The following is a 15,555-nucleotide window of genomic DNA, read 5'->3' on the forward strand; positions in this document are numbered from 1 at the left end:
AGCGGCGGGCTTCGCCAAGCGCTGGCGCATTTGACCACCGCCATGGCGAGGCCGGCTGCTGATGGATATCGCGATCATCGGCGCCAATGGCGACGTCGGCCGATCCCTGGCCGCGCAGATCATCAGCCGCCAGATCCTGACGCCGCGGCAGCGCCTGCAACTGGTCGGTCGCCGCGACGGCGGCAGCGCCAGTGCCCTGTATGGACTGCGCGCCGACCTGTACGACGCCTTCGCCGAAATCACGCCGGAGATCGACGTCGCCTTCGCGCCCGAGGAAGTCGCCGCCGACCTGATCCTGTTCTGCGCCGGCCGCACCGCGCCGACCGGTGCCGGCCCGATGGTCAGCCGCCACGAACTGGCGATGGGCAATCGCGCGGTGTTCGAGTCGTATGCGAAGTCGATCGCCCAACGTGGCCACGGCGAGGAACTGGTGGTGATCGTCACCAACCCGGTGGAACTCGGCGTCGAGGTGTTCTCGCGCTATCTGGATCCGCACCGCGTGTTCGGCATGGGCGCCTATCAGGACACGATGCGGCTGCGCCGCGAAATCGCGGCGGACTTCGGCGTGCGCCGCCAGCGCGTGCATGGCTACATGCTCGGCGAGCACGGCGACGCGCTGGTGCCGATCCTGTCGCGGTTCTGGATCTATGGTTTCGACGAGACCGAGAATGCCGCCGCGCTGCAGCGTCTGCGCGGCACGCGCGTCGCCTCGGCGTTCGCCGGCACGCTGGCTGCAGAAAAAGCCGCTCTGGCCGCGCTGATTCGCGACAACCATGTCGAGCAGGCTTTCCGCCACGCCGAGGCGCAGCCGCCGGATCTGCGCGCGGTGCTGCTGCCGCTGATCACGCATATCTCCGGCGCCAAGACCGCGACGTCGACCGCCGCGGTCACGGCCGAGCTGGCCGAGCAGATACTCAGCGGCGGCCAGAGCGTGATTCCGGCGCAGGTGAGCCTGGACAAAAGCGACTGGTTCGGTCCGGCCGGCGTGATCGGCGTGCCGGTGATCTGCGGCCTGCGCGGCTGGTCGCAGGTAATCGATCTGGAGATGGACGACGACGAGCGCGCCTGCCTGCTGTCGGCTGCCGACGTGATCCGCGCGCGGTTGGCGTCATGGAGTGCGCCATGAGCGCCGATCGCCAGGTGGTCTACGTACTCGAGGTCGCCGACCGGCCCGGCATCATGCATTCGGTCGCCGCGGTGTTCGCGCATCGCGGCCTGTCGATGCACGCGCTGGTCGCCGACACCGGGCGCAAATCGCCGCGCATTCTGGTGGTGTTCGAAGGCACGCCGCGCCAGCAGCAGCTGGTCGAGCAGGTGCTGGCGCGGCTGCATCACGTGCACCAGCTGCGCATGCTGCCGGCGTCGTCGCCCGAACTGCGCGCGTTCGCGGTCTGCCGCCTGCTCGGGCCGCTGCCGCTGCTCGACGAGGTGCTCGCGCAGGTCGACGACGATCACGCGACGCTGTCGGGCCGCTATGCGGCGGTCGATGCAGCGCTGGAGCATCTGCTGCAGGCGGGCGTGGTCAGCGACATTTCACGCTCACTGGTCGCTTTGTAGCGTCGTCTTGTAGAAGGGTGCCGGATCGTCAGCGGCCGGATGCTGCCGACGATCAGGCATGCGCGGACAGCGCGCGCACTTCATCCGCGCTCAAATGGCGATGCGCGCCCTTGGCCAGCTCGCCCAGCTGCAGCGGGCCGATCGCGACTCGCACCAGCCGCAGCACGTCGAAACCCAGGGCCGCGAGCAGTCGCCGGATCTGGCGATTGCGGCCTTCGTCGAGCACCACTTCAAGCCAGGCATTCCGGTCGCCGCTACGCAGCAGGCGCGCGCTGCGCGCGGCCAGATGCTGGCCTTCATCGGTGACGCCGGCCTGCATCGCCGCGAGCGCGGCCGTGTCAGGCAGGCCGTTGATCTGCACGTGGTAAGTCTTGTCGAGCGCGCCGCTGGGCTCGGTGATGTGCGCGGCCCAGGCGGTGTCGTTGCTCAGCAGCAGCAGGCCTTCGCTGGCCTTGTCGAGCCGGCCGACCGGGCCCAGCCAGGGCAGGCCGGCGCTCTGCAGCAGCGCGTACACCGTGTCGCGGCCGCGCTCGTCGGCGGCGCTGACGACGATGCCGCGCGGCTTGTTCAACGCGATGTAGATTTTCTGCGCGGCGCGCACCTCGGCGCCGTCGACGCTGATGCGTTCGCGATCGGCATCGGTCGGCCGCTCCGGATTGCGCTCGACCCTGCCGTTGACCGCGACACGGCCGGCGATGCACATCGCCTCGGCCTGGCTGCGCGAACACACACCGAGCTTGGACAGCACGCGTGCCAGGCCATGGCGCGGCTTGCGCGGTTCGGTGACGGGTTTTTTGGGTGCGGTGATCGGGGAGCGCATCGCGCAAGCTTAAGGCGCTGGCGCCGCTTGCAGGTAAAATCCGCGCTGTCCTCGCACCAGGCTCCACACCCAATGCGTATCCTCCACACCATGCTTCGCGTCGGCGACCTGCAGCGCTCCATCGATTTCTACACCGGCGTGCTCGGCATGCGCCTGCTGCGCAAGGCGGATTTTCCGGAGGGCAAATTCACGCTGGCCTTCGTCGGCTACGAAGACGAGAGCAAGGCCGCGGCGATCGAGCTGACCTATAACCACGGTGTCGAGCGCTACGACATCGGCAGCGCCTACGGGCACATCGCACTGGAAGTCGACGACGCTTACGCCGCCTGCGATGCCGCGCGTGAACGCGGCGGCCGCGTGGTCCGCGAAGCCGGGCCGATGAAGCACGGCAGCACCGTGATCGCCTTCGTCGAAGATCCGGATGGCTACAAGATCGAGTTCATCCAGAAATAGAACGCACTCCGCTGGTCCCGAGTAGCCGCTTGCGGCGTATCGAGGATCGGATCGCGATCGATCGCTGGATACGCTTCAGGTGATGCTCAGTTCCCCCGAACCCGGCAGCCTGGTCACCAGATCCGCACCGAGCAGTCGCGACGGCGTATAAGCGCCGCCGGCCGGCTGTTCGCGCAGCAGATGTTCGACCACCGCCAGCGAGCCGGTGACGGTCAGACTGTAGCCGTTGGCGGTCTTGATGCGCGCGGTGCGGACCACGCCGGCGGCGTTGCGCGCTTCGCCCCAGACGAAGGTCCCGAGCTTTTCCCGCAGGTTTTCATCCGGGCCCTTGACGGTTTTGCCGATGCGTTTCTTGATCGCGCGCTGCACCGGCGGCCAGCCGATCAGCCAGCGGAAATAGTTCGCGCGTCTGGCATTGGCGATCATGCCGGGCGAGCCGGGAATGAACACCTCGATGTTCGGGATGCCGGTGCTGTACCAAGCCGTGGAGACGTCGCCCCAGGGGATGGTCATCGCCAGTTTTTCGCCGCCGCCGAAGTCGATCTTGCGCACCGAATAGGCCAGCGGCACGGACACGATCCTGCCGTCGCGGCGCAGCTTGCCGCCCTGCGCCAGACCTTCGACCGAGGTCTTGGCGGTGCCCGGCGAAAAACCCGAGCGCGAGTCGAAACCCAGCGCCAGATGGGTCGCGTCCGGCAGCGCTTCTTTCAGCGCGGCGGCGACGCAGTCGGTCGGAATCACGTCGAAGCCGACGCCGGGGCAGACCACGGTACCGGCCAGACGCGCGCGCTCATGCTGGGCCTGCGCGTACTCGAACACCGAAATTTCGCCGGTGATGTCCAGGTAATGCGTCTGCGTCGCCAGACAGGCTTCGATCATCGGCCGGCTGGTCGCCGAGAACGGCCCGGCGCAGTGCAGCAGCAGCGCGATGCCGTCGAGGCCGCGCGCCAGTGCCGCCGAATCGTCAAGGCCGAAACAACGTGATTCCAGGTCAAGTTCGCCGGCCAGTGTCTCGACGGCCTTGCTGCGGCCCGCCAGCACCGGCCTCAGGCCGCGTCGCGTGGCTTCGCGGGCGATCAGTTCGCCGGTATAGCCGTTGGCGCCATAAATCATCCATTTCACAGGCTTTCTCCCGCAGTTTTTCGAGCGCGCGCCCCGACGTTATCCGCTTTTGCATTTTGATGTGGCGCCGAGCCGCAGCGGCGATCGTGCGCGCCTGGAAGAACCGCGATATCCCTGCTGCGGTGCAGCAATCCGGGCACGGGGCCGGTTTTGCCATCGCCGCTTCAAGTCCCCTGAAATCAAGTGATTGAGGGAAGAACTTGATCCCCGCTGAGGGTTTTCCCGGGCCGCGGACTTTGAAAGTGACGGCGGGTTCACTACATTCGGCCGCTGAATCCGGGTCTAGGGGGAACGGAGCATGGGGCGCTTATCCATGGCGTTGTGGGGAGCTGTGCTGTGCGCTTTGACTGGCAATGCGCTCGCGGTCGACGCCACCCAGGTGGTGGCACGCGACATTCGCAAGATCGGCAATGGCAACTGCGTGGCCTCGGTGGCGGTTCGCTACAACGAGCCGATCCACAATCCCTGGAGTCAGCAGGCGCGGCTGTTGAAGTCGTCGCGCAAGGTGGTGCAGTGCGCCAAGGCGCAGACGGCGGCCGACGGCCTGATCCGCGATCTGGAAAGCGATCTGCTGCTGCAGGCGCAGCGGCGTGCCGACCTGGACAACAGCCAGGTGCACAGCGTGGTGCTCGCCGACGAGGCCTACGTGCGCCGCCAGGCGACGTCGGAATCGCCACTGCTGAAAATCCTGCCGGCCGGCACGCGCATCAACGTGCGTTCGCTGACGCCGACCTGGTACGGACTTACCGACGCGCGCGGCAATCCCACCGACGGCTTCCTGCATTACTCGGAACTCGCCGGCACGTTCAGCGCGCCGCAGCGGATCCTCAGCTCGATGACCGCGGCCTGCAATGCGCGCCTGCGTTCCAAGCCCAGCGTCGATGCGCCGGTGCTGCAGTCGCTGCGCTGCGGTCAGCCGCTGCGCGTGGTGTCGGCCGGCAGCGGCTGGTATGAGGTCGCCGCCGGCGATGGTCATCCCAGTGGCCAGTACGTGCACGGTGCGGTGCTGACGCCGGTGCGCAATCAGGTGCAGTGAGCGGCGCGCACTTGCAGGCGTAAGAGCCCCCATAAAAAAGGCCGCTTTCGCGGCCTTTTTTATGGGTCGGAGCTTTGCGCTCGCCTGCTCAGCCCTTGTAGTCGGCGATGCCTTTTTCGATTTCGGCACGCGCGGCGGCGGCGTCGCGCCAGCCGGAGATCTTCACCCACTTGCCCTTCTCGAGCAGCTTGTAGCTGCTGTAGAAGTGGTGGATTTCGTTCTTGACGCGCTCCGGCACGTCGGCCAGATCCTGCAGATGGTCATAGGCGCCGTTGCTGACCTTGTCCACCGGTACGGCGAGCAGCTTGGCGTCGGTGCCTTTCTCGTCTTCGGTGTCGAGCACGCAAAGCGCGCGGCACTTGATCACCGAGCCGGCCACGACCGGATGCGGCGTCATCACCAGCACGTCGACCGGATCGCCGTCGCCGGCCAGAGTCTTGGGCACGTAGCCGTAGTTGGCCGGGTAGGACATCGCCACGTTCATGAAGCGGTCGACCATCAGCAGGCCGGTGTCCTTGTCGACTTCGTACTTGACCGGCGGGCCGTATGCCGGGATTTCGATGACGACATAAAATTCTTTCGGGGCCTTGTCGCCCGGACCCAGTGCTTCGATACCCATGATGGTCTTGCCTTTGATGAGGTCGTGCAGACGGCGCGCCATGGCGGCTGGCCATGCACAGCGTGGTGAGGTGGTTTGTGGTTTAGCGAGCCGAAGTTTACGGGAGAATGGCGACGGCGTGGCACCCCATACGATGGTCGCGTTGACGGGTCCGGGCCCAGCCGTTACCGTTTCCACCTGCCGCCGCTCCGCAGCTCCTCGCCGGCGCGCGCAACCACGACCAAGGAAGTAGGACAATCTCGATGAGAATCGTTTTGCTGGGCGCGCCCGGCTCCGGTAAGGGTACCCAGGGCGAAAAACTGGTCGCGCACTACGGCATCCCGAAGATTTCCACCGGCGACGCGCTGCGCGCGGCCGTGAAGGCCGGCACCGATCTCGGCAAAAAAGCCAAGGCGACGATGGACGCCGGCGGCCTGGTCGCCAACGAAATCGTCATCGGCATCGTCGAGGAGCGTCTGGGCGAAGCCGATGCGCAGAAGGGCTGCATTCTCGATGGCTTTCCGCGCAACACCGCGCAGGCGCAGGTGCTGGACGAGATGCTCAAGCGCCTCGGCCAGCCCGGAATCGACAAGGCTGTTCATTTGCACGTGTCGGACGAGGAGATCGTCAAGCGCCTGCTCGATCGCGCGATCAAGGAAGGCCGCGAGGACGACAAGGAAGACGTGATCCGCAAGCGCATCGCCGTCTACAACGCCGAGACGCATCCGCTGCTGGACTACTACAAGGCGCAGGGCAAGCTGGTGACGCTGGAAGGCGTCGGCAGCGTCGACGCGATCTTCGACAGCGTCGTCAAGGTGCTGGGCTAGCAGCAGCGGTCGCGGGCAAGCCCGCTCCTACAAAAACAGCTGTAGGAGCGGGCTTGCCCGCGACCTCGTTCAGAGTTTCAGCAACACCTCTCCGGCAACCTCGCGCCGCCAGCCGCTCAACAGCGGCACGTCCGCCTCGGCTCCCAGCAGCGCCACCGCCTCGACATCGGCGCGCGGCGCCAGCAGCGATGACGGTATGCCCAGCTCCAGCGCGATCTCGCGTACCCGCGCGAGCAATTTCTGCGTACGCGCTTTCTGCGCCTCGCTCGGCAGCTGATCCAGCGCCAGCGCCGGCGCGCCGCTGTCGCGCGAGCCGGCGACGACACGCAGCAACTCGGCGGTGTGACGCTCCAGCGTCTTCGGCGGCAGCACCTGCAGGCCGGCGAGCTGGTCGGCATCGGTGGGCTGGCGCTCGGCGATCCGGTACAGCGCGTCGTCGGCCAGGATCCATTTGCGCGGGCGGTCGCGCGCCTCCGCGAGGCGCTCGCGCCAGGCCGCCAGCGCCGCCGCGACGTGCTGAGCCTTCGCCGGCAACCGTGCCAGTCCCTTGAGCCGCTCCCAGGCGGTGTCGGGCTGCGGCTGGTAACGCTCGGGCCGCGACAGCCGCGCGCAGTCCTCTTCCAGCCAGGCCAGGCGACCGCGCGCGATCAGCTCCTCGCGCAGCGTCGGGTAGATCACCGCCAGATGGCGCACGTCGTCCTCGGCGTAGGTCAGCTCGGCCGCGGTCAGCGGCCGCCGCGCCCAGTTGGTGCGCGACAGCGACTTGTCGACGACGATGCCGAGGCGCTTCTCGACCAGCGCCGCGTAGCCGAGCTGGTCGCCGATGCCGAGCAGGCTGGCGGCGATCTGGGTGTCGAACACCGGCGTCGGCGCGACGCCGCGCAAGCGCACGAAAATCTCCAGGTCCTGGCTCGCCGCGTGGAATACGCTGACCGTGGCCGGGTTCTGCAGCAGGTCCAGCAGCGGCGCCAGATCCTTGATCCGCGTGGTGTCGACCGCGACCTCGCTGCGGCCGTCGCCGACCTGGATCAGGCACAGCTGCGGCCAGTAGGTCTCCTCGCGGACGAACTCGGTATCGACGGTGAGCCAGGGGCGGTCGGCAAAACCGTCGACGGCGGAGCGCAGCGCGGCGTCGGTGTCGATCAGCATGCGGCGGTCGGGTAGGGCATTCGGGTCTTTGGGAACCGGCGGTGGGCGTCAGCGCTTAGAATAGCCGCTCTCTCATACCGGCTTAGCGCCCCCGCATGCTGACAACCGTGGCGACCGTCACCCTGCGCATCCTGCTGTTCCGCGCCGGCCCGCAGGATCTGCCTTATGCACCGACGCTGACCCGGCTGCTGATCCCGCTCGCGCTGTTGGCGAATTTCGCCTTGGCCGCGGTCAGCCTGCCGCCGCCGCTGGCGGCGCTGTCGTCGGCGATGGGCGTGCTCGGCCTGGCCCTGTCGTCGCGCACGCTGCTGCGTCTGCGCAAGATGGAAAATCGGTACCTGCAGACCTTTCATGCGCTGCTGCTGACCGGCGCGGTGGCCTCGCTGGCGACGATCGCGCCCTTGTCCGAGGTGATGCCGGACATGATCAAGCTGTTCCAGCATCCGGAACTGCTGGAGCAGAAACCCGAGTCGCTGGATCTGCCGTCCGGCACAATGTTTCTGCTGGGCATGCTGATGCTGTGGAATTTCGTCGTCAGCGCGCATATCTACCGCCAGGCGGCCGAGCTCAGCAGCTTCGCCTCGATCGCGGTGGCGATGCTGATATCGGTGGCGCTGCAGCTGTTCGTCAGCGCCACGACCTCGGTGTTCGGCAGCCTGCTCGGCCTGCTGCCGCTGGCGGGCAGCAGCGGCGTGCCCGCGGTCGGCGGCTGAGGCGCAGGTCATGCATCTCCATATCCTCGGCATCTGCGGCACTTTCATGGCCGGCATCGCCGCGATCGCGCGCGAAGCCGGGCACAAGGTCACCGGCTCGGATGCCAACGCCTGGCCGCCGATGTCGACGCAGCTGGAGGCGCTCGGCATCGAGCTGATGCAGGGCTACGAGCCCGCGCATCTGCAGAATCCGGCGCCCGACATCGTCGTCGTCGGCAATGTCGTCACGCGCGGCAACGCGGCGATGGAGTATGTGCTGGACGTCGGCCTGCCCTATGTATCCGGCCCGCAGTGGCTGGCCGAAAACGTGCTGCAGGGACGCCACGTGATCGCGGTCGCCGGCACGCACGGCAAGACCTCGACGACGTCGCTGCTGGCCTGGTTGCTGGAATCCGCGGGCCTTGCGCCCGGCTTTCTGGTCGGCGGCGTGCCGCTGAATTTCGGCGTGTCGGCGCGCCTGGGCAAGGGCCAGCATTTCGTCATCGAAGCCGACGAATACGACACCGCGTTCTTCGACAAGCGCAGCAAGTTCGTGCACTACCGGCCGCGCACCGCGATCCTGAACAATCTCGAGTTCGATCACGCCGATATTTTTCCGGACCTGGCCGCGATCGAGCGCCAGTTTCATCACCTGATCCGCACGGTGCCGCGCAGCGGCGCGCTGATCGTCAACGGTGCGGACGCGAATCTGCAACGCACGCTGAAGATGGGTTGCTGGAGCCGCGTGATCAAGTTCGATGCCGACGACGGCTGGCGCGCCGAAGCGCGAGACCCGTGCGGGGCGCTGGACGCTTTCGAACTGTTCGTCGATGGCGCATCGCAGGGCATCGTCGGCACGCCGCTGGCCGGCGCGCACAATCGTTCGAACACGCTCGCCGCCTTCGCCGCTGCCGCCGATGTCGGCGTGCCGATCGCGACCAGCATTGCCGCGCTGCCGGCTTTCGTCTCGGTGCGTCGCCGGCTGGAGCTGCGCGGCGAAGTGCGCGGCGTTCAGGTCTACGACGACTTCGCGCATCACCCGACCGCGATCCGCGTGACCATAGCCGCGCTGCGCAGCCAGCGCGGTGGCCGCATCATCGCCGTGCTCGAACCGCGCTCGAACACGATGCGCCTCGGCCATCACGCCGAAGAACTCGCGCACAGCCTCGACGGTGCCGACGCGGTCTACGTCTACGCGCGGCCCGATCTGCAGTGGGACGCGCAGACCGCGCTGGCCGCGGCGCGCGCGCCGGTGTCGGTGCATGCGCAGATCGACAGCCTGGTGAGTGCGCTGGTCGCGCAGGCGGAACCCGGCGACCGTTTGCTGGTCATGAGCAACGGTGATTTCGGCGGCGTGCATGCACGGCTGCTGGATGCGCTCGCCGCGTCGTAGCGCATCACCTGATTCGCCTGCTTCAATGTTCATCGATGATTCACCGCGTGGCCTTCAAGGTCGCGGCAAAAAACCTGCTAGCCGCATCGTCAAACACAAGAGGAAATATCCGGCGATGAACCAGCCGCATCCTTCACTGCCGCCGTACACGCCCGCGCCCGGTTACGAGATCGGCCGTGCGCACCGGCTCGGCACCACGCCGACCGCGTTCGGCAAGCTTGCGATTCGGGCGCAGACGCTGCTCGAGACCGCGATCGCGAAAGTCTCGCGCATTGACGATACGCCGGTATACGACAACGCCGATTTCGCGTGGACGCCGGCAGTGGAAGCCTACTGGCCACAGATTCGCGGCGAACTCGAAGCGGTACTCGCCGAGCGCAGCCGCTTGCCGAGCTTTCACGAAATTCTCGACGAAGTGCGCACCATCACCACCGACGATCAGTGGAAGACCTACTGGCTGGTCGGCGCCGGGCTGGACACGCGTGAGAACGCGCAGCGCTGCCCGCAAACGATGAAGGCGCTGGCCGAGATTCCCGGCGTGATCAATGCGTTTTTCAGCATTCTCGCGCCCGGCAAGATCATCCCGGCGCATCGCGGCGCCTACAACGGCATCCTGCGTTATCACCTCGGCGTCAAAGTGCCGGAGCCGAACTGGATGGCCGGCATCCGCATTGCCGACCGCATCTGCAACTGGGAAGAAGGCCGTAGCCTGATCTTCGACGATAGCTTCAATCACGAGGCCTGGAACTGCACCGACGGCTGGCGCGTGGTGCTGTTCGTCGATTTTGCGCGGCCGCTGAAGCAGCCGTTTCACGCGATGAACCGCGCCTTCGTCGGCGCCGGCGCGCTGCTGCCGCTGATGCGTCGCGCCGGCACGCGGCACAAGAACTGGCAGAAGCAGTTCTACAAGAAATAGCGCAAAAAAAGGCAGGCTCGTGGCCTGCCCTGTCTGACGATCGAAACTGAGTTTCGCGACTAGTTGTTGTCGCGGCGGTCCTCGCGAGCGTCCTTCTGCTTGTCGCGGACGTTCTCGCGCTTGTCCTTCTGATCCTGACGCAGATCCTGCTTGTCGCGGGCCGAATCCTGGCGGTCGTCACGCGTGTCGCGGCGATTGTCTTCACGCGAATCGCGTGCGTCGTGGCGCTGGTCCTTGCGGTCTTCGCGCTGATCCTGGCGTACGTCCTGGCGCACGTCGGCCTGGTGCTCCAGCGGCGTTTCGGCGCGCGCGACGGTAGCGGCGGCAGAGGCGGCGATCATCATCGCGGTGATTGCGGCGACGTTGAGGGGTTTGTTCATGGAATCTCCTTTCCTTGGGGTTGTGCCGGTGGTTTACGGTGCCGGCTGTGCCTTGTCCTCGGCACTGGTCCACCTTGAACTGCGCGGCTGGCCTGGGCCTGAACCCCGGGCCAGCCGGCGGCTATCAGTTCTTGTCCTTGGCTTCCTGGTGATCCTTGTGGCGCGCGTCCTTCTGCTTTTCTTTCAGGTCCTGGCGCTTGTCCTGCATGCGCTCGTCCTGCGCGCGCTTGGCGGCGACGGCGTCTTCATGGCCGAAGTTCGGATCGTTCTTCTTTTCTTCCTGGATCTTCTGGCTCAGATCCTTACGATTCTGCTGCTGCTGATCGCGCAGATCCTTGCGCGCTTCGGCCTGGTTTTCGGCGCGGTCGTCGCCGGCAAACGCGGAGCCGGCGGATACGGCCATCAGGCTCAGAACGGCAAGGGTGATAGCGCTGCGATGTTTCATGTGAGTGCTCCTGTTGGGAAGGTGGCGCGACAAGGCCCGATCGGTGCAGACCGGGGCGCCGCCACAAGATGGACCGCCATGCTTGCTGAAGGCTGAACCGGCGCCGGTGATAAGCTGCGACCTGGCCCGCTGCTCCTTAGAGAAACCGCCGAACATGTCGCCCGCTCCCAAGCACTCCGATGGCCTGCCGCTTTCCACCGATCTGGAGCCGCTGGTGTTGCGCGTGCTCGATGCGGCCAAGGCTGCCGGTGCGACGCAGGCGGAAGCCAGCTTGTCGCATTCGCGCGGGCTGTCGGTCAGCGTGCGCAAGAGCGAGGTCGAGAGCCTGGAATTCCAGCGCGACCGCGGCTTGTCGCTGACGGTTTATTTCGGCCATCGCAAGGGCAGCGCCTCGACCGGCGATCTGTCGGACTCCGGCATCAGGCAGGCAATGGAAGCCGCCTGCGCGATCGCCACGGTCACCGAAGAAGATCCGTTCTCCGGCCTGGCCGATCGCGATCGACTGGCGACGCGGTTCCCCGACCTGCAGCTGGATCATCCCTGGGACGTGACGCCGGACCAGGCGATCGAGATGGCGCGTGCCTGCGAGGCCGCGGCGATGAGCGTCGATGCGCGCATCACGCAGAGCGAAGGCGCTGGCCTGTCGACGCAGCGCGGCGTGTCGATCTACGCCAACAGCCACGGCTTCATCGGACGCCGCAGCGGCACGCAGCATTCGCTGAGCTGCGCGGTCATCGCGTCCGACCCGGACGGCAACATGCAGCGCGACTACTGGTACGACGGCGGGCGCAACGCTGCCCTGCTCGATACCTCCGAGGCGATCGGCCGCCGCGCCGGCGAGCGCACCATCGCGCGGCTGGGATCGCGGCGCCTGTCGACGCGCAGTTGCCCGGTGCTGTTCGTGCCGCAGCAGGCGCGCGGCCTGTTCGGCCATTTCATCGGCGCGATTTCCGGCGGCGTGCTGTATCGCAAGGCCAGCTTCCTGCTCGATCACATGGACAAGCCGGTGTTCTCCGACATCGTCACGCTGGAGCAGCAGCCGTTCATTCCCGGCGCCTCGTCGAGCAGCGCATTCGATCAGGAAGGCGTGGCCACGGCGCAGCGGCATCTGGTCGAGAAAGGCGTGCTGCGCAGCTGGCTGCTCGGCAGTTATTCGGCGCGCAAGCTCGGCCTGGAAACCACCGGCAATGCCGGCGGCGTCTACAACCTGGTCGCCAGTCACGGCGCGCTCGGCTACGAACAGCTGATCAGGGAAATGGGCGAGGGCCTGATCGTCACCGAGCTGATGGGCCAGGGCGTCAACGGCGTCACCGGCGACTATTCGCGCGGCGCCGCCGGTTTCTGGGTGGAGAACGGCGAGATCGCCTATCCGGTCGAGAACGCGACCATCGCCGGCAATCTGCTGGAGATGTACCAGCGCATTCGCGCGATGGGCGCGGACGTGGATACGCGATCGAACATCCGCTGCGGCTCGGTGCTGATCGACGGCTTGCAGCTGGCGGGCGAGTAGCCGGGCAAAGCCCCGGGTTGCACCCGGGCTACAAGGGTAGCGTCGCGCGGGTGGCGCCCGCGAGCCCGCGCTCACATCAGGATCAGCGTCCCCAATCCCAGCAGGCAGAAAAACCCGCAGACGTCGGTGAACGTGGTCAGCACCACGCTGCCGGCCAGTGCCGGGTCGACCCCCAGCTTTTTCAGCGTCACCGGCACGAATACGCCGACCAGCGCTGCGATCGCCTGATTCGCCAGCATCGCCAGGCCGACCACCACCGACAGCATGAAGCTGTGGAACCAGAAGTAGGCGATCACCGCCACCACCGCGGCCCACAGTACGCCGTTCATCAGCGCCACGCGGATCTCCTTGCGCAGCAGCCACATCGTATTGCCGCGACCGATCTGGTTGAGCGCATAGCCGCGAACCATCAGCGTCAGCGTCTGGCTACCGGCGATGCCGCCCATGCTGGCGACCACCGGCATCAGCACCGCGAGCGCGACGATCTGCGTGATCGTCGCCTCGAACTGGCCGACGACGTAGGACGCCGCGAACGCGGTGATCAGGTTGATGCCCAGCCACACCGCGCGACGCTTGGCCGCCGGGCGCGCCGGTGCGAACAGATCTTCCTCTTCGCTGACACCAGCCATCGACAGCCAGTCGTGCTGCGCGCCGGCACGGATCACGTCGACGACGTCGTCGATGGTGATGCGGCCGACCAGGCGGCCGTCGCCGGGCGTGACCACCGGCGCCGACACCAGGTCGGAATTCTGGAAACGCTGCGACACTTCCTTGTCGCTCATCGACACCGGCAAGGCTTCGCGCGAACGATCCATGACCTGCGCCACCAGATGGTCCTCGGGCCGGGTCAGCAGCTTGTCCAGACTCAGCGTGCCGAGATAGCCGCCGTAGCGGTCGACGACGAACAGCGCGTCGGTGTGCGGCGGCAGATCGCCGCGGCGGCGCAGATAGCGCTGCACCACTTCCAGCGCGACGTCGGGCCGCACCGTCACCGTGTCGGTGTTCATCAGGCCGCCGGCGGTATCCGGCTCGAACGCCAGCACCGATTCCAGCCGCGTGCGATCGTCGGCGTCCAGCGCCAGCATCACCTGCTGCGCGACGGTCTCCGGCAGGTGCTCGACGAAGTCGGCGAGATCGTCGATGTCGAGCTCGCCGGCGGCCGCGACCAGCTCGGCCGTGTCCATGTCGCGGATCAGGTTGTCGCGCACGCCCTCGGGCAGGTGCAGCAGCACCTCGCCGTCGTCTTCCGGGTCGACCATGTCCCAGACCAGCTTGCGTTCGGCCCAGGGCAGCGCGGCGAGCAGGTCGGCGATTTCGGCGGGATTGAGCGCCGCCAGCGAGCGCTTGACCGGCAGCAGACGACCGGCCTCGAGCGCCTCGCGCAGGCGGGTCAGTCGCGATTCGGCAGCGCTCGATGCCATCGGCAAGCCTTTCCCTCGCGGGAGCTGGTGAGGCAGGTGAAGCAGGACAGCGCGCGAGCATAGCCGCCGCCGCATCTCGTGTCAGGCAGCTGAAGCCCGGCCAAACCGGCACGCTGCGCAGCGATCGCAGTGCATCCGTTTGAGCGTGCGCTACGTACCGATCGCGGCCCAGAGCTTCGACGTTTCCGACTCAAATTAGGTTCAGCTTGCCTTGTCAGACTCTGTCCAGAAGTTAGACACGAGGTTCCATTGGACGACGATAAACACAGAGGGCTGATGGCGCAGCTGCCGACCGAAGTGCCGCGTTGCCCGATCAATGTCGCGGCGCGGCGCTCGGGCCTGTCGGCGCACGTCATTCGCGCCTGGGAGCGTCGCTATTCGGCGATCGTGCCGGACCGCACCTCCAAATCGCGCCGCCTGTATTCGGACTGGGAAGTGCGGCGCCTGGTGCTGTTGCGCCAGGCGGTCGAACTCGGCCATCGCATCGGCGAGATCGCGCGGCTGCCGATGGAAGAGCTACGGGCCCTGGTCGGCCGCGACACCGTTCCCGGCGTCGAAGCTTCACCGCGCATTCCGCTCCCGCGCGCGCGTCTGGTCGAAGTCACGCTGGATGCGGTGCGAGCGCTCGACGGCGCCGGTTTCGCGCAGTCGCTGTTGCAGGCAACACGCACCTTGACCGTGCCGGACCTGTTCGATGATTTGGTTTCTGTGCTGGCCGCCGAGATCAGCTCTCAGGTACGGGCCAAGACGCTACGCGTCGCCCACGAGCGCTTCGCCTCGGCTTATCTGCGCAGTTATCTGGGCGATCTGCTCGCCAGCAGCGGCGCGGCGCCGTGGTCGTCGAGCATCGTCGTGTCCACGCCCCCGGGCGAGTTGCAGGAACTCGGCGCGATGATGGCCGCGGTCACCGCCAGCCGCACCGGCTGGGACGTGATCTATGCCGGCCCGGCGATGCCGATCGCGGAACTCGCCTTCATCGTGCAGCAGCGCGCCGCCAACGCGGTGCTGTTGAGTTCGGCAGCGGGTGCCGACAGCAGTGCGATCGAGTCGGCCCTGACGGCGCTGCGTTCCGCACTGGGCCCTTCGCCCGCGATTTTCCACAGCGGCGTGTCGCTCGCACTCAGTGGCGCCAGCGTGGTCTCGCAGCCGGCGAGCATGCGCGAGTTTTCGCAGCAGCTGAATGAGCTGCGGCGACGCTAGCGGACACTGAAAGGCGGTAGGCGAGGACGCGCCGCC

At 67.0% G+C, this 15,555-nt stretch carries 17 protein-coding genes; 10 read left to right on the plus strand and 7 right to left on the minus strand.

Features of this window, described 5'->3' with window-relative positions; genetic code table 11:
* Positions 1-61 precede the first annotated feature (61 nt).
* Positions 62-1,126 carry a lactate/malate family dehydrogenase gene (locus tag ACQZF9_RS02490; RefSeq protein ID WP_428311699.1) on the plus strand — a complete coding sequence of 355 codons (1,065 nt, stop codon included), beginning with the start codon at positions 62-64 and terminating at the stop codon, positions 1,124-1,126.
* Entirely contained in the window at positions 1,123-1,557 is a 435-nt protein-coding gene (locus tag ACQZF9_RS02495) for a hypothetical protein (protein WP_428311700.1), read from the plus strand. The genes ACQZF9_RS02490 and ACQZF9_RS02495 overlap by 4 nt, the downstream gene beginning before the upstream one ends.
* A 52-nt stretch (positions 1,558-1,609) precedes the next feature.
* On the opposite strand, the gene ACQZF9_RS02500 is transcribed toward ACQZF9_RS02495, so the two are convergent.
* A complete protein-coding gene (locus ACQZF9_RS02500; RefSeq protein WP_428311701.1) occupies positions 1,610-2,377 on the minus strand; it encodes a pseudouridine synthase in 768 nt (255 codons plus the stop codon).
* Positions 2,378-2,449: 72 nt separating this feature from the next.
* On the opposite strand from ACQZF9_RS02500, the gene gloA reads away from it, so the two are divergent.
* Entirely contained in the window at positions 2,450-2,830 is a 381-nt protein-coding gene (gene gloA, locus ACQZF9_RS02505; RefSeq protein ID WP_428311702.1) for a lactoylglutathione lyase, read from the plus strand.
* Positions 2,831-2,905: 75 nt separating this feature from the next.
* Here gloA and ACQZF9_RS02510 read toward each other — a convergent pair whose 3' ends face one another.
* Positions 2,906-3,943 (minus strand): saccharopine dehydrogenase family protein, encoded by a 1,038-nt coding sequence (locus tag ACQZF9_RS02510; RefSeq protein ID WP_428313502.1) that lies wholly within the window; start codon positions 3,941-3,943, stop codon positions 2,906-2,908.
* A gap of 307 nt (positions 3,944-4,250) precedes the next feature.
* Between ACQZF9_RS02510 and ACQZF9_RS02515 the strand changes: the two genes are divergently transcribed.
* Positions 4,251-4,988: an SH3 domain-containing protein gene (locus ACQZF9_RS02515; RefSeq protein WP_428311703.1), complete on the plus strand. Its 738-nt coding sequence runs from the start codon at positions 4,251-4,253 to the stop codon at positions 4,986-4,988.
* A gap of 88 nt (positions 4,989-5,076) precedes the next feature.
* Here the strand turns inward: ACQZF9_RS02515 and ppa are convergent, their stop codons facing one another.
* A complete protein-coding gene (gene ppa / locus ACQZF9_RS02520; RefSeq protein ID WP_428313503.1) occupies positions 5,077-5,607 on the minus strand; it encodes an inorganic diphosphatase in 531 nt (176 codons plus the stop codon).
* A 242-nt stretch (positions 5,608-5,849) separates the two neighbouring features.
* Between ppa and ACQZF9_RS02525 the strand changes: the two genes are divergently transcribed.
* Entirely contained in the window at positions 5,850-6,413 is a 564-nt protein-coding gene (locus tag ACQZF9_RS02525) for an adenylate kinase (protein ID WP_428311704.1), read from the plus strand.
* 69 nt (positions 6,414-6,482) lie between these two features.
* Here the strand turns inward: ACQZF9_RS02525 and rnd are convergent, their stop codons facing one another.
* Positions 6,483-7,562 carry a ribonuclease D gene (rnd, locus tag ACQZF9_RS02530; RefSeq protein WP_428311705.1) on the minus strand — a complete coding sequence of 360 codons (1,080 nt, stop codon included), beginning with the start codon at positions 7,560-7,562 and terminating at the stop codon, positions 6,483-6,485.
* A gap of 95 nt (positions 7,563-7,657) precedes the next feature.
* Between rnd and ACQZF9_RS02535 the strand changes: the two genes are divergently transcribed.
* The 3 genes from ACQZF9_RS02535 (at position 7,658) to ACQZF9_RS02545 (ending at position 10,563) form a co-directional block, all read left to right on the plus strand.
* The gene (locus ACQZF9_RS02535) at positions 7,658-8,275 is read left to right on the plus strand and encodes a hypothetical protein (RefSeq protein ID WP_428311706.1); all 618 of its coding nucleotides are present in this window, start codon (positions 7,658-7,660) and stop codon (positions 8,273-8,275) included.
* 10 nt (positions 8,276-8,285) lie between these two features.
* Positions 8,286-9,647: a UDP-N-acetylmuramate:L-alanyl-gamma-D-glutamyl-meso-diaminopimelate ligase gene (gene mpl / locus ACQZF9_RS02540; RefSeq protein WP_428311707.1), complete on the plus strand. Its 1,362-nt coding sequence runs from the start codon at positions 8,286-8,288 to the stop codon at positions 9,645-9,647.
* Positions 9,648-9,762: 115 nt separating this feature from the next.
* Positions 9,763-10,563 carry an aspartyl/asparaginyl beta-hydroxylase domain-containing protein gene (locus ACQZF9_RS02545; protein WP_428311708.1) on the plus strand — a complete coding sequence of 267 codons (801 nt, stop codon included), beginning with the start codon at positions 9,763-9,765 and terminating at the stop codon, positions 10,561-10,563.
* A gap of 59 nt (positions 10,564-10,622) precedes the next feature.
* Here ACQZF9_RS02545 and ACQZF9_RS02550 read toward each other — a convergent pair whose 3' ends face one another.
* Together ACQZF9_RS02550 and ACQZF9_RS02555 are read right to left on the minus strand one after the other, a co-directional pair.
* Positions 10,623-10,943 carry a hypothetical protein gene (locus tag ACQZF9_RS02550; protein ID WP_428311709.1) on the minus strand — a complete coding sequence of 107 codons (321 nt, stop codon included), beginning with the start codon at positions 10,941-10,943 and terminating at the stop codon, positions 10,623-10,625.
* A 124-nt stretch (positions 10,944-11,067) separates the two neighbouring features.
* A complete protein-coding gene (locus ACQZF9_RS02555; RefSeq protein WP_428311710.1) occupies positions 11,068-11,388 on the minus strand; it encodes a hypothetical protein in 321 nt (106 codons plus the stop codon).
* Between the two features lie 154 nt (positions 11,389-11,542).
* Here ACQZF9_RS02555 and pmbA point away from each other — a divergent pair, with 154 nt between their 5' ends.
* Positions 11,543-12,898, plus strand: coding sequence for a metalloprotease PmbA (gene pmbA, locus ACQZF9_RS02560; protein WP_428311711.1), 1,356 nt, complete (start codon positions 11,543-11,545; stop codon positions 12,896-12,898).
* Between the two features lie 71 nt (positions 12,899-12,969).
* Here pmbA and mgtE read toward each other — a convergent pair whose 3' ends face one another.
* Positions 12,970-14,319: a magnesium transporter gene (mgtE, locus tag ACQZF9_RS02565; RefSeq protein WP_428311712.1), complete on the minus strand. Its 1,350-nt coding sequence runs from the start codon at positions 14,317-14,319 to the stop codon at positions 12,970-12,972.
* Positions 14,320-14,595: 276 nt separating this feature from the next.
* Between mgtE and ACQZF9_RS02570 the strand changes: the two genes are divergently transcribed.
* Positions 14,596-15,519: a MerR family transcriptional regulator gene (locus ACQZF9_RS02570; RefSeq protein WP_428311713.1), complete on the plus strand. Its 924-nt coding sequence runs from the start codon at positions 14,596-14,598 to the stop codon at positions 15,517-15,519.
* Positions 15,520-15,555: the final 36 nt, after the last annotated feature.

This window comes from Hydrocarboniphaga sp., assembly GCF_965279055.1.
Classification (GTDB): Bacteria; Pseudomonadota; Gammaproteobacteria; order Nevskiales; family Nevskiaceae; genus Hydrocarboniphaga.

Bases quoted from the DNA above. Each gene is read 5' to 3' on its own strand.
- ACQZF9_RS02545 (WP_428311708.1), top strand. From the start codon at position 9,763: ATGAACCAGCCGCATCCTTCACTGCCGCCGTACACGCCCGCGCCCGGT.
- gloA (WP_428311702.1), top strand. From the start codon at position 2,450: ATGCGTATCCTCCACACCATGCTTCGCGTCGGCGACCTGCAGCGCTCC.
- ACQZF9_RS02550 (WP_428311709.1), bottom strand. From the start codon at position 10,943: ATGAACAAACCCCTCAACGTCGCCGCAATCACCGCGATGATGATCGCC.
- rnd (WP_428311705.1), bottom strand. From the start codon at position 7,562: ATGCTGATCGACACCGACGCCGCGCTGCGCTCCGCCGTCGACGGTTTT.
- ACQZF9_RS02570 (WP_428311713.1), top strand. From the start codon at position 14,596: ATGGCGCAGCTGCCGACCGAAGTGCCGCGTTGCCCGATCAATGTCGCG.
- ACQZF9_RS02495 (WP_428311700.1), top strand. From the start codon at position 1,123: ATGAGCGCCGATCGCCAGGTGGTCTACGTACTCGAGGTCGCCGACCGG.
- mpl (WP_428311707.1), top strand. From the start codon at position 8,286: ATGCATCTCCATATCCTCGGCATCTGCGGCACTTTCATGGCCGGCATC.
- pmbA (WP_428311711.1), top strand. From the start codon at position 11,543: ATGTCGCCCGCTCCCAAGCACTCCGATGGCCTGCCGCTTTCCACCGAT.
- ppa (WP_428313503.1), bottom strand. From the start codon at position 5,607: ATGGGTATCGAAGCACTGGGTCCGGGCGACAAGGCCCCGAAAGAATTT.
- ACQZF9_RS02535 (WP_428311706.1), top strand. From the start codon at position 7,658: ATGCTGACAACCGTGGCGACCGTCACCCTGCGCATCCTGCTGTTCCGC.
- ACQZF9_RS02525 (WP_428311704.1), top strand. From the start codon at position 5,850: ATGAGAATCGTTTTGCTGGGCGCGCCCGGCTCCGGTAAGGGTACCCAG.
- ACQZF9_RS02515 (WP_428311703.1), top strand. From the start codon at position 4,251: ATGGGGCGCTTATCCATGGCGTTGTGGGGAGCTGTGCTGTGCGCTTTG.
- ACQZF9_RS02555 (WP_428311710.1), bottom strand. From the start codon at position 11,388: ATGAAACATCGCAGCGCTATCACCCTTGCCGTTCTGAGCCTGATGGCC.
- ACQZF9_RS02490 (WP_428311699.1), top strand. From the start codon at position 62: ATGGATATCGCGATCATCGGCGCCAATGGCGACGTCGGCCGATCCCTG.
- mgtE (WP_428311712.1), bottom strand. From the start codon at position 14,319: ATGGCATCGAGCGCTGCCGAATCGCGACTGACCCGCCTGCGCGAGGCG.
- ACQZF9_RS02500 (WP_428311701.1), bottom strand. From the start codon at position 2,377: ATGCGCTCCCCGATCACCGCACCCAAAAAACCCGTCACCGAACCGCGC.
- ACQZF9_RS02510 (WP_428313502.1), bottom strand. From the start codon at position 3,943: ATGATTTATGGCGCCAACGGCTATACCGGCGAACTGATCGCCCGCGAA.